Origin of the sequence: Bavariicoccus seileri WCC 4188, assembly GCF_000421665.1 — a bacterium.
GTDB lineage: Bacteria > Bacillota > Bacilli > Lactobacillales > Aerococcaceae > Bavariicoccus > Bavariicoccus seileri.
This window is the reverse complement of record NZ_ATXL01000051.1, coordinates 1-12,949: the sequence shown is the minus strand read 5'-3', so window position 1 is coordinate 12,949 and position 12,949 is coordinate 1. Positions and strand designations below refer to the sequence as shown.

General features: G+C 39.0%; 11 protein-coding genes and 1 pseudogene. 8 read left to right on the top strand and 4 right to left on the bottom strand.

Annotation, left to right across the window (positions count from 1 at the left end; all coding sequences use genetic code 11):
• Nucleotides 1-259 (bottom strand): helix-turn-helix domain-containing protein (locus H541_RS0109300; protein ID WP_022797044.1); only part of this gene is annotated, 259 nt, incomplete at its 3' end.
• A 79-nt stretch (nucleotides 260-338) separates the two neighbouring features.
• On the opposite strand from H541_RS0109300, the gene H541_RS12235 reads away from it, so the two are divergent.
• Nucleotides 339-2,783 (top strand): Cna B-type domain-containing protein, encoded by a 2,445-nt coding sequence (locus H541_RS12235; protein WP_022797043.1) that lies wholly within the window; start codon nucleotides 339-341, stop codon nucleotides 2,781-2,783.
• A 305-nt stretch (nucleotides 2,784-3,088) separates the two neighbouring features.
• Here the strand turns inward: H541_RS12235 and H541_RS0109290 are convergent, their stop codons facing one another.
• Nucleotides 3,089-3,463 (bottom strand): hypothetical protein, encoded by a 375-nt coding sequence (locus tag H541_RS0109290; RefSeq protein ID WP_022797042.1) that lies wholly within the window; start codon nucleotides 3,461-3,463, stop codon nucleotides 3,089-3,091.
• A gap of 211 nt (nucleotides 3,464-3,674) precedes the next feature.
• Here H541_RS0109290 and H541_RS0109285 point away from each other — a divergent pair, with 211 nt between their 5' ends.
• Complete coding sequence (locus tag H541_RS0109285) at nucleotides 3,675-4,628, top strand: thymidylate synthase (RefSeq protein WP_022797041.1); 954 nt, start codon at nucleotides 3,675-3,677, stop codon at nucleotides 4,626-4,628.
• A 189-nt stretch (nucleotides 4,629-4,817) separates the two neighbouring features.
• On the opposite strand, the gene mscL is transcribed toward H541_RS0109285, so the two are convergent.
• Both mscL and H541_RS0109275 read right to left on the bottom strand, forming a co-directional pair.
• Nucleotides 4,818-5,213, bottom strand: coding sequence for a large conductance mechanosensitive channel protein MscL (mscL, locus tag H541_RS0109280; protein WP_022797040.1), 396 nt, complete (start codon nucleotides 5,211-5,213; stop codon nucleotides 4,818-4,820).
• Nucleotides 5,214-5,339: 126 nt separating this feature from the next.
• On the bottom strand, nucleotides 5,340-6,449 hold the full coding sequence (locus tag H541_RS0109275; RefSeq protein WP_022797039.1) for an NAD(P)/FAD-dependent oxidoreductase: 1,110 nt from the start codon (nucleotides 6,447-6,449) through the stop codon (nucleotides 5,340-5,342).
• A gap of 217 nt (nucleotides 6,450-6,666) precedes the next feature.
• On the opposite strand from H541_RS0109275, the gene nagA reads away from it, so the two are divergent.
• The 6 genes and pseudogenes from nagA to H541_RS0109245 all read left to right on the top strand — a co-directional run.
• On the top strand, nucleotides 6,667-7,824 hold the full coding sequence (nagA, locus tag H541_RS0109270; protein ID WP_022797038.1) for an N-acetylglucosamine-6-phosphate deacetylase: 1,158 nt from the start codon (nucleotides 6,667-6,669) through the stop codon (nucleotides 7,822-7,824).
• 326 nt (nucleotides 7,825-8,150) lie between these two features.
• Nucleotides 8,151-9,821, top strand: a complete 1,671-nt coding sequence (locus H541_RS0109265; RefSeq protein WP_022797037.1) for an extracellular solute-binding protein — start codon at nucleotides 8,151-8,153, stop codon at nucleotides 9,819-9,821.
• A gap of 73 nt (nucleotides 9,822-9,894) precedes the next feature.
• Nucleotides 9,895-10,812, top strand: a complete 918-nt coding sequence (locus H541_RS0109260; RefSeq protein ID WP_022797036.1) for an ABC transporter permease — start codon at nucleotides 9,895-9,897, stop codon at nucleotides 10,810-10,812.
• Nucleotides 10,813-10,832: 20 nt separating this feature from the next.
• Nucleotides 10,833-11,720, top strand: coding sequence for a carbohydrate ABC transporter permease (locus H541_RS0109255; protein ID WP_022797035.1), 888 nt, complete (start codon nucleotides 10,833-10,835; stop codon nucleotides 11,718-11,720).
• A 100-nt stretch (nucleotides 11,721-11,820) separates the two neighbouring features.
• Nucleotides 11,821-12,453, top strand: a complete 633-nt coding sequence (locus H541_RS0109250) for a YesL family protein (protein ID WP_022797034.1) — start codon at nucleotides 11,821-11,823, stop codon at nucleotides 12,451-12,453.
• A gap of 1 nt (nucleotide 12,454) precedes the next feature.
• Nucleotides 12,455-12,658, top strand: a pseudogene (locus H541_RS0109245) (alpha-amylase family glycosyl hydrolase); the annotation flags it as partial.
• Nucleotides 12,659-12,949 lie beyond the last annotated feature (291 nt).

Sequence of the window (12,949 nt, the reverse complement as noted above, 5' to 3'; positions counted from 1 at the left end):
GCCCCTCATGGCCATACCGTTGGTAGGTCTTTTTCATGATATTTAACTCTTCTTCAGTGTGTTGATTGGGATGTGAGTGGGGCTTTGTACTCTTATTTCTTAAACTATCCCATGTCCCATCATAGTTGTCTCTCCAACGTTTGACTTGCATCCGATTTGTGTGATATTTGCGTGCAGCCTTGGCATTATTATCATGTTTAACCGCATAATCAACGACTTTCTTTCTGTATCGCATTTCTTCTGTTATAATATTCTTCATAGGGGAAGCTTTCCTTTCTGTGGTGTGGTAATTACAGTATAGCAGAAGCTTCCTCTATTTTTTTATTTTCATGTAACACATGTATTGTAACCTTACAGTTTGGGATGATAGCAACAACCAAGATGGCATTCGTCCTGATAGTATCAAAGTTCAATTGTATGCTGATGGTAAAGAAAAGGGCGATGCGGTTGAATTAAATGATGAAAATAACTGGACAACGACTTTTGACAATTTAGATGAAAAAGCGGCTGGTAAGGTTATTGAATATACTGTTAAAGAAGCATCTGAAGTGCCAGGATATACGACTTCAATTGATGATTCTGATAAGAGTAACGTGACTATTACCAACGCTCATAAACCAGAAATAACTGAAGTAGCTGGAACGAAGACATGGGATGATGTCGAAAACCAAGATGGTATCCGTCCAGAATCAATTACAGTTAACTTACTAGCTAACGGTGAAAAGGTTGACAGTAAGGAAGTAACTGCAGCAGACGATTGGAGTTACAGCTTCACTGGATTACCTAAGAATGAAGCAGGTAAAGCCATTGAATATACAGTTTCTGAAGAAGCAATAGAAGGCTATGAGGTTAAGGTTGATGGCTTCAACATTACCAATACCCATAAACCAGAAACGACTGAAGTAGCTGGGACGAAAACATGGGATGACGCGGACAATCAAGATGGCTTACGTCCTGATTCGGTAACTGTTAACTTATTAGTTGATAATAAACCAACAGGACAAACGTTCGAAGTAAGTGCTAAAACAGATTGGAAGTATGAGTTCAAGAACTTACCTAAGTTTGAAAAGGGTTCAGTTGGGAAAGTCATTGAATACACAGTTTCTGAAGAAGCGGTAGAAGGCTATGAGGTTAAGATCGATGGCTTCAACATCACTAACACTCATAAGCCAGAAACTACTGAAGTAGCTGGAACCAAGTCATGGGATGATGCGGACAATCAAGATGGTATCCGTCCAAATAGCATCACTGTTAACTTATTAGCAAACGACGAAAAAGTTGACAGTAAAGAAGTAACTGCTGCAGATGATTGGAGCTATAGCTTTACTGGTTTACCTAAGAATGAAGCTGGAAAAGCTATTACATACGAAGTATCTGAAGAAACAGTTGAGGGATATGATGTTAAGGTTGATGGTTTTAACATTACTAACACTCATAAGCCATACACCACTGAAGTAGCAGGAACGAAGACGTGGGATGATGCGGACAACCAAGATGGTTTACGTCCAGATTCAGTCACTGTTAACTTGTTAGTTGATAATAAACCAACAGGGCAAACGTTTGAAGTAAGTGCTGAAACTGATTGGAAGTATGAGTTCAAGAACTTACCTAAGTTTGAAGTTGGTTCAGTCGGTAAAGAAATTGAGTACACAGTTTCTGAGAAAGATGTTACAGGATACACACCAAAATATTCTGAAACAGCAGATGGTTATGATATCATCAACACCAATACTCCAGGTCAAACTAGCGTTACAGTTAGAAAAGTTTGGGATGATGCGGATAACCAAGATGGTGTTCGTCCTGATAATATCAAAGTTCAATTGTATGCTGATGGTAGAGAAGAAGGAGACGCGGTTGAATTAAATGCTGATAATAACTGGACAACAACTTTTGAAGATTTAGATGAAAAAGCTGCTGGAAAGGTTATCGAGTATACTGTTAAAGAAACATCCGAAGTATCAGAATATACGACTGCAATTGATGATTCTGACAAGAGCAATGTAACTATTACAAATACACATACCCCAGAAACAACTGAAGTAGCTGGAACGAAGACTTGGGATGACAACGACAATCAAGATGGCTTACGTCCAGACTCAGTAACAGTTAATTTGCTAGCTGATAATGAACCAACAGGACAAACGTTTGAAGTAAGTGCTGAAACAGACTGGAAGTATGAGTTCAAGAACTTACCTAAATACGAAGTTGGTTCAGTCGGTAAAGAAATTGAGTACACAGTTTCTGAAGATGCTGTTAAAGATTACACGCCAACTATTGACGGCTTCGACATTACAAATACTCATACACCAGGTAAGACGAGTCTTACTGTAACGAAAGTTTGGGATGATGATAATGATAAAGATGGATTGAGAGCAGATGAAATCGAAGTTCAATTATATGCTGATGGTAAAGCCATTGGTAAACCAGTTAAATTGAACAATGGCAATAAATGGATGACGATATTCACTAATCTCGATGAAAAAGTCGATGGTAAAGAAGTTGTCTATTCTGTGAAGGAAGTAACTGAAGTTAAAGGTTACACAGCAACAGTGGTTGATAATGGTAAAGGGCATGTGACGATTACTAATACACATACTCCTAAACCTGATAAACCAAGTAAGCCTGAAAAACCAAGTAAACCTTCTCAACCTTCTGATAAAGGTAAGGGTAAATTACCACAAACAGGTGAAGCTAGTACGTTAACTTTATCGTTACTCGGTGGAATGTTAGTTATCGCAGCAGGTGGAATTTACTACAAGAAGAGAAAAGATGCACGCAAGTAATTAAGGAATCTATTTCTTAATGAAAGTAGAATTCAATATAGTTTACAGTTATCTTGTCAAACCATTCAGATTACTGTGAACTAAAAAAGGCAAATGCTACTTAAAATTGAGCATTTGCCTTTTTCTTTTCATCTAAATGTGTCATCAAGGTATCAAGAGATGGTATTATTAATAGATCACCGAAGCGCTGAATGCTATACAAAAAACACTAAGGCATACGACTGGTAAAAGTGTATGTCTTAGTGTTAACAGATAAAAGTTATTACAAGATTGAGCTACAAAAAAGAAATAAGATAAGTGGTAATCTAGTCTATAATCGTATTAGTCACTGTAATCTTTACAATGGAATTTCCTGGGATGATAGGTGGGTAACTCATAGTCATTATGGCGTTCTTTTCCAGTCTGACAGAAAGAACTTTGCCTTCTGAAAGCTCAGATGGTTCCACGAAGTCACCAATGTTTGGAATGACCACATCACTATCTGGTGCTAATCCGGCTACGTTTTCCCCTGCTTTTATAACGGTTAAGGTGACAGAAGCTTCTTCGCCTGCACTATCTAGGTGCGTGATTTTCCCAGTGAATGTTGTGGCAGCGGTGTGTTGTCTTTGGAGGTAAACAGCTCCTCCGAGAATGGCAATTAGGATAATCACGATGATGGGTAATAATTTTCTACGACGCATAAAATCTACTCTCTCTTTCTAGAATCAAATCAAATGGCAATAGGGATAGCTATATGACAGCTAAATACAGTCAAATAGATCAAGAATATATGAAATTTCGTGGGTTGAGGGCAAACTTGTTATCGGTATAATTGTCACTTCTATTATAGTTGAATAACATAGGAAGGGCAAAATATGCTACACTGGAAAAAACGATTGAGGAGTGGTCTCTATGGCACAGGAGGAACAATACTTAGCATTAGGACGCGAGATCATAGCAAATGGGCATGAAAAAGCTGACCGGACTGGTGTGGGAACAAAGAGTATTTTTGGCTATCAAATGCGGTTTGATTTATCTGAAGGTTTTCCCTTGTTAACAACCAAACGAGTGCCTTTTGGCTTAATCAAAAGTGAATTATTGTGGTTTCTAAAGGGTGATACGAATATTCGTTATTTACTAGAACATAAGAACCATATCTGGGATGAGTGGGCGTTTGACCGTTATGTGAAGAGTGCGGATTACCATGGCCCTGACATGACCGATTTTGGCAATCGTGTGTTAATCGATCCGGAGTTCAAAGAACACTATGAAGCAGAGTTAGAACGATTTTGTGATAATATCTTGAATGATGAGGTATTTGCAAAAAAATATGGAGAGCTTGGCAATATTTACGGCTCACAATGGCGTCATTGGAAAACGACACAAGGGGAGACAATTGATCAGTTAGCGCAGGTTATTGAAATGATCAAGACGACTCCTGATTCTAGACGTTTGATTGTTTCAGCCTGGAATCCAGAAGATGTGCCTTCGATGGCCTTGCCACCTTGTCACACGCTATTCCAGTTTTATGTCAATGACGGAAGGTTAAGTTGTCAGCTGTATCAACGCAGTGCTGATGTATTTTTAGGTGTGCCATTTAATATTGCAAGTTATGCCTTATTGACTCATCTCATTGCACATGAGACAGGATTAGAGGTCGGTGAGTTCGTTCATACGCTAGGGGATGCTCATTTGTATAACAATCATATGGAGCAGATGATTACGCAACTGGGACGTGATATAAGACCGTTGCCTAAGTTGGTTTTGAATACGGATAAGAAGAGTGTGTTTGAGTTTGATGTCTCTGATATCAAGGTCGAAAACTATGACCCTCATCCAGCGATTAAAGCACCGATAGCGGTGTGATGTCAGTTACTAGTGAGGCAATATTCAGCTACTAGCTAGCCATTAACGAAATAGATATACAACTGAAAAAAAGAAAAATCTCTCTAAATCCTTTTGTTATCAAGGGTTTAGAGAGATTTTTTCAATTGTAAGTGTCAAAGTTATCTCACACATTACGCTATAAAACATCTTAAGCTAGCAACTTATATCTTACTTAGAAACAGGTTTTTGGTCGTTAGCTAAGAGGTCACGGATTTCTTTCAAGTAATCTTCAGCAGTTGGCACAGCAACTTCTGGTGTTGTTGCTTTCTTAGATAAGCGGTTAGTGACGCTATTAACTGCTTTAATGATCATAAAGAGGACAAAGCCAATAATTACAAAGTTGATGATGGCTTGTAAAAAATTACCATAAGCTAGTTTAGCGTTTCCTATGGTAATAGCTAAGTCGCTAACATCAGCTGCCCCTGTGGTTGCGGTAATCAACGGCATAATAATATCATTTACTAATGAAGTAACAATTGCTGAGAAAGCAGCCCCAATAATCACACCGACAGCTAGGTCAATAACATTTCCGCGCATCAAAAAGTCTCTAAATTCTTTTAACATGAGTAACATCCTTTCTAAAATATGATGACAATTATATTTTAGTTTAATAGACAGCTGATTACAAACAAAAAGAAAGCAACAAAACGCTTTAAATAAGGTGGTTTTAGGATCTGTTAAGAACCTAAGTTATTTAATATACCTTTTAGCTGAAAAAGGGGTTAAATAGTCGACTAATGGTTGGTCGTTGGCGATGGTTTGAGCGACTTCATAGCCAATCAGCGGTCCAGAGGTTAAACCAGACGAGCCTAGGCCACTGACGGCTATGATGTGGTCGTAACTAGGTATAGGACCTATTAATGGTAAGAAGTCAGAGGTATAGGCTCTAGTCCCAACACGATGTCCTGAGATAGTTAAATCGATGTCTGTTAAGACAGTCTTGGCTTCTTCGAGCAGAATGTTCTGTTGTCTGCTACTAGGCGTTAAATCAAAGAGTTGATCATTCTCGTGAGTTGCCCCAATGATTAAGCTAGTTTCGCCGTATGGCAGGATGTCTGTTTCGCCAATGAGCATGCAGACAGGCCAGTTGGAGGTTTGTCGATTGGTCTGACAAGTAATTAATTGTCCCTTTTGTGGTCTAATGTCGGTTTTTAGACCAAAGGGAGCTAAAAGTTCAGGCAACCACGCGCCGACCGCTAAAATAATGTGATCGAAGGTTTTAACCTGTTCTCCAAAAGCGACGCTATGGCGATCAACTGACGTGATTCGGGCTTTTTCGCGAATAATCGTTGTCCCATTTTGTTCGGCAATGTTCTGTAATGTCGAAATTAGCAATTGACCGTCGACGTGGCCACCGCCGCTAGCATACAAGGCGTAGTGTTCGGCTTGTAGGTTAGGATAAATTTGTTTGACGGACTCTGGCGATAGGAGATTTAAACTACCAATTGTCGGATTAGCTTCTCGTTTTAACTTTGCAGTTAGCAGTAGTTTCTCCGCTAGAAGACGTGAGCGCTTAAAGACTAAAGAACCTGTCTCATGGAAAGGGAGTGTCTTCACCCCATCTGCAGTGAGATCTTCGACGAGTTGGCGATAAAAAGTTGCTCCTGTATCCACCAAGTGATACCAATCTTGATTACGTCTTTGTGAAAACCAAGGACAGATAATACCAGCACTTGCTTTAGTCGCTTGACCGATTCCGTCATCTATCAATGTCACATCATGTGTTGTTTTGGATAGATAGTAAGCGGCAACTGATCCAACAACGCCACCGCCAATGATTACAATTTTTCTTTTTACCATAGCGCTCACCTCATATCTAGAATATCATATTTTGAAATGGAAACGATTTATATGAGCAAATAAATAGCCCATTTTTCAGTTTTGTCAAACTAGCTAAAACGAGTTATTAGGGGTAAAATGAGAGAGTGAAAAGTGACCAGCATGTTTATAGCTGTTTTGTTTGTGACAAGTTCGGCTGTAGTGTACAGCTAATAAAATAAATAAGGGAGCGGAAATGATGTCAACTTATGTTCAAGCGAAGCAATTTTTCTTACCAATGGAAGTAACAGGACCGGGGTATCTCGAGATTACTGCTGACGGTAAGTTTGGAGATTTTTCACGTGATATTCCTGAAGGTAGTGATGTCATCGATTATGGATCGTTTAGTATTGCGCCTGGGTTAGTCGATACGCATATTCATGGCTATCAAGGCCATGACGTGATGGATAATGATCCTGAAGGGTTGAAGGTGATGGCAGAAGCGTTACCATCTTGCGGTGTGACGTCATGGTTACCAACGACGTTGACGGCCTCAAGAGAGCTATTGGCAGATGTCTGTCGGACTGTCGGTGAGAATGCTGAAGCATTTGAAGGGGCGAAAATTAGAGGTATCTTCTTAGAAGGGCCTTTCTTCTCTGAAGAACATAAAGGGGCTCAAAATCCTAAATACATGGGTGACCCAGATATTTCTGCCTTAGAAGAATGGGTGGAAGCTTCGAAGGGCTATGTTAAGAAGATTGGGATTGCTCCTGAACGCGAAGGTGCAGTAGACTTTACAAAACAAGCGACACAATTAGGGGTTGCGGTCGGTATTGGGCATACTTCAGCAACCTTCGATGAATGCGAAGCGGTCATTAACGCAGGGGCGAACATTTTTGTTCATGCCTATAATGGTATGCGTGGATTAAATCACCGTGAGCCAGGTGTTGTTGGGGCAGCAATGTTTTTTAAAGATGCCTATGATGAGTTAATCTGTGATGGTCACCATGTTCATCCTGTTGCTGCAAAAGTTCTCTTAGACGCACATGGTCGCAAGCGTACGATGTTAATCACTGACTGCATGCGAGCAGGTGGTCTCGGTGAAGGAGAGTCTCATTTAGGCGAATACAAGGTCATTGTTAAAGATGGTGCTGCGCGGTTAGCTGATTCTGGTAATTTAGCAGGAAGTATCTTGCAATTGATTGATGGGGTTAAAAATGTGGTGAAATGGCAAATTGCCTCTCCTGCTGAAGCTATTCGTATGGCAAGCCAAGTCCCAGCAGAATCCGTTAAAATTGATGACGTCTGTGGTAAAATTGCTCCAGGATACGCCGCTGACTTTATTGTCCTTGAAGACGATATGAGCTTAGTTGCTACTTACCTTGATGGAACATTAGCATATGATGCTGAAGCTTAGTGATAGGTATATAAAAAGTTTTCCAACAGCACATGAACGGCTTTAGAGAGCCATGGAAAAAGAAATAAATAAAAATTCTTAACGAAACACCGCCTTCAAAAATATTGATAGGACGGTGTTTTTGGATGTTTTTGAGAGAAAATATCCCAAATTATGTAAGCGCTATTGACAGCTTGATAGTCGTGGTGGTATTATATGACTGTAAACGTTTACGTTAATGCCATAAAGTGTTCCTAATATCAGTATCGCGATGACGTAAACGATTCGACCATTTTTTTACAAGTTACGTAAACGATTACGTAAACTAAATAAAAGGAGAGAACCAAATGAAAAATATGCATAAGTTTTTAACCGGTTCGTTGGTTTTAGGTAGTGCATTGCTACTAACTGCATGTGGAGGGAATGAACCAAAAGAAGCTGAAAAAGATGCTGATGGCAATATTATTATGACGGTTGGTCAACAAACACAACCAAATTCGAAATTACCAGAAGGCGATTCTTATGGGGACAATGCTTATAGAAGACTAGTTAAGGAAAAATTAGGTGTCGATATACAAAGTGCTTTTGAAGCCAATGGGGATGACTTTACACGTCAGGTGTCATTAGCCATTGCTTCTGGCGATCTTCCTGACTTAATGGTAGTTAGTCGTGATGAAATGGAAGAATTGGCTGACAATGACTTGATTGCCGATCTAACAGACGTCTATGATGAATACGCTAGTGATGGGATTAAAGAAATCTATAAATCATTTGATAATGTTCAAATCGATTCTGCCAAGATTGATGATAGAATTATGGCTTTACCAGGGACAGCAAATGATTTTGGCCCTAACTTAGTTTGGATTAGACAAGACTGGCTAGATAATTTAGGCATCAAACTGGATGAAGATGGTAACCACGCCATAACATTAGATGAATTAAAATCAACGGCACAAACATTTAAAGAAAAAGATGCGGGTGGTAGTGGCAAGACCCAAGGACTGGCTTTTGCAAACTGGCTGACTGGGGATAGTCATGGTGGTTCGGCTTATACCGCTACAGCAATTTTTAACGCTTTAGGTTCTTATCCTAAGAATTATTTAGTTGGTGATGATGGTAAATTAGAATATGGTTCAAATACTGAAGAAACTAAAGAAAGCTTAGCTTATGTCAAACAATTGTTCGATGACAAGATCTTAGATGACCAATTCGGAACAAGGACTTACGATGATATCAATGCCATGATGATCAATGGCGAACTCGGAATTGTTCCTGGACCATGGCATTTACCTGACTGGGCATTGGTACAAGCTAGAACCTCTAATCCAGAAGCAACCTTTACACCATTTGCGATTGAAAGTAGTGATGGCAAAGTCAATGGTGTTAGCAAACCTGGTGTGGGTGGTTATGTTGTAGTCAGCAAAGATTTTGCACATCCAGAATTGGTTGTAAAAATGATTAACCTATTGTTTGATGACGTTGCAAACTCAAAGGATATGGAAAAAGAATATCCTGAAATTTACGAGTATGCACAAAAAGCAGTTGATGGTTCCGTTAGACCAGTGAATATCGAAATGTTCAAGAACTTGAGTGAAATTTCGGATGCCGTTGAAGCGTCAGAAGCTGCAGAAGGCGAAACGAGTATTGACGATATCTCAAGCTTTACTGTTAAAAACAACTCTAATAAAATCAAAGCTTATTTAGATGACCCAACTGGATCAGACCCAACTGATTGGGCGGTTTATGCTTCTAGATTACTAGCAGTGGACCACGTGATGGATGGTGTTCGTCAAGCCGGTATTTATAATGAAATCACTCCGTTTGTCACTTTTGAAACAATCAAAGCTTCTGAACGTAATGGGGCTCAAATTGGCAAGCTTGAAGAAGAAACATTCATCAAGTATGTGACAGGTGAGGAATCACTTGATAACTTTGATAAGTACGTTGACACTTGGGATAGTCAAGGTGGACAAGCAATCTTAGAAGAAATGCAAAAACTTGCAGATGACCAAAAATAATTAACACATGGAAGTAGAGCATTTGAGTTTTTCTACAGATGCTCTATTTTACATTAAGAGTAAGGAGCACACTATGGAAAAAGTAGCAGTAAAAAAGAAAAGCTGGCTCTCCAGAGATCAATGGCTATTCTTAGCAATGATCGCTCCCGGGATGATTTTTCTAATAATCTTCTCTTATGCGCCAATGTTTGGACTGATCATGGCCTTTCAAGATTTTGTACCAGCAAGAGGGTTTTTGGGATCTAAAATTGTCTGGTTTGACAATTTTAAATATATCCTAAACCTCCCTGATATTTGGCAGGTGACTTATAATACAGTATTTATCGCAGTTGGTAAAATTATTTTAAATACGATTATTCCAATTATTTTTGCAATTCTACTCAACGAAATCCGAGTAAAATGGATGAAGAAAACGATGCAAACGATCGTTTATCTGCCCTATTTCTTATCTTGGGTTATTCTAGCATCCGTTATTTTGAACCTCTTTAATCTAGATGGTACGGTTAATCAAATTATTCAAAGTATTGGTTTTGACCGAATCAACTTCTTGGGAAGTAACAAAGTGTTCCCACATTTATTGATTTGGACAGATGTGTGGAAGGGTTTTGGGTATAATTCGATTATTTTCTTAGCAGCAATTACCTCAATTGATCCGGGCCTATATGAAGCTGCGACAATGGATGGGGCGAATTGGTTCCAACGAGTGAGACATGTGACGATTCCAGGGATGATGCCTTTTATCATTTTAATGACGATTCTAGCGTTACCAGGTATTTTGAGCGCCGGGTTCGACCAAGTCTACAACTTATATTCACCGCCGGTTTACGCGAGTGGGGACGTATTAGATACCTACATTTATCGGATTGGGTTGATAGGTCGGGATTACAGTCTAGGTGCTGCAGTTGGTTTAGTTCGTTCGATCATTGGCTTACTCTTGATTTACATTTCTAATAAAGCTGCTGAAAAAGCTACTAATCGCGTCATGTTCTAACTTATCAGGGGGGTAATAATATGAAGGAAAAATTTGGTATTCGCCAATTTGTGATCTATGTGATCGTTATTTTACTAACATTATCATGCTTGATACCCTTGATGAACGTTTTGGCGTTGTCATTGAGTAGTTCTCAAGCAGCAGCAGGAAATCGTGTCGCACTTTGGCCGGTGGAATTTACATGGGCGGCTTATGAAAGAATTGTCAATGATTCACAATTTTGGCGTTCGTTCGGCATATCGGTCTTTCGTGTCTTTGCTGCGTTAATTCTCAACTTGTCAATGATCGTGACATTGGCTTATCCATTGTCAAAATCGAAAAAAGTATTTCGTTCAAGAAGATTCTTTATGAATTTCATGGTGTTCGCGATGTTATTCAATGGTGGGATGATCCCAACCTATTTAATTGTTCGTAATTTAGGTATGATTAATAGTATCTGGTCGTTAATCTTACCTGGTGCTGTTCCAATTGGAAGTGTCATCTTAGTGATGAATTTCTTCCGTGGTATTCCTAAATCATTGGAAGAATCAGCATTACTTGATGGTGCCAATGGCTGGGATGTGTTGACAAGAATCTATATTCCAATTTCGTTGCCATCACTAGCAACTGTATCGTTGTTCAGTATTGTAGGCAGTTGGAATGATTTCTTCGGTGGATTGATCTATATGACGAAGATTGAAAACTACCCATTGATGACCTATATTCAATCCTTGTCTGTTAATATCGCTGAGACATTGCAAAATGCCAGTGGTATGACATCTGAACAATTACAAAGTCTTTTAGCCGTATCTGATCGTAACTTGAATGCCGCAAAAATTATTGTGGCAATCGTCCCATTGTTGGTCATCTATCCATTCCTACAAAAATACTTCGTACAAGGGATTGTTGTAGGAGCAGTTAAGGAATAAGAAATGTGATCTTCTACGGTCAACTCCGAGCAGTAAGGTTAAGTATAGGCGAAATATGGTCATAGAGTAAGGTAAAATAAGATAGAAGGGGGTTGGGGTGATGAATGCTTTTTTTCAAGTTGATGGACCTGTTTATAGAGTGTTGATGAAGATATGGAGTTTGTTAGTGCTCAATTTATGCATCCTCGTGACGAGTATTCCACTGGTGACGATTGGTGTTTCGATTAGTGCAGCCTATGCGACTTGTTTTAAGTTGATCGACAATAATGACACACGCATCGTTCAAAATTATAGTGAGGCTTTCAAACGAAATTTCAAGCAAGCTATTGGGTTCAGTGTCATTCACTTCTTACTCTTCTTGATTATCGTGATTGATATCCGGTATTTCACACAAGTTGCCAAAACAGCTTCTTTTTCCTTGATTGGTGTGGTCATCGTTGGCTTGTTCATGCTGCTATGTGGACAGTTTTTATACGGTTATATCGCCCGCTACCAGGACTCGGCTAAGGTGATTTTCATCAATGCGACTAAGTTGTGTTTGGCGAATATTTGGACAAGTTTAGTGTTAGCTGGGATGACGGTCGGTGTGTTGTTTGTGATGTTGACCTCTCCTGTCTTGTTTGTATTTATGATGTATATCAGCATTTTTATTGGATTGAGTTTTATGATTTTTTTAAAGTCGTTTTTAGTACTGAATGTGTTCAAGAAATATGAAAAAACAAAGGAGATTTAATATGACGTCATGGTGGCAGAAAGCAGTTGTTTATCAAGTATACCCGCGTAGTTTCCAAGATAGTGATGGAGACGGCATCGGTGATTTGAAAGGTATTATTAGTCGATTAGACTACTTAGAAAAATTAGGAATAGATGCGATTTGGCTGAGCCCAGTTTATAAATCGCCTAATGATGATAATGGTTATGATATTTCCGATTATGAAGATACCTAGATAATTCATAGTTTTATGAGTTTGCGCTCTAAAACCGTATTTCTTCAACATTTGCAAAGAGTTTCTTTTTTCACCCATTTGGTGCGTGAAAAAAGAACACCTTTCTGTTAATGTAAATTTGACGAAAATACAAAACAGAGGTGTTCTATATGTCAAATTTACGCGATAATCGACTAAGTTTCAATAAAAATGTTCAAATTTCCTCAAAAAGTGAAAAGCTATCTTCCCATGGCGGATTGATTTTGGTTCGTGAGTTCCTCGAAAAAATTCAGTTTAATAAAT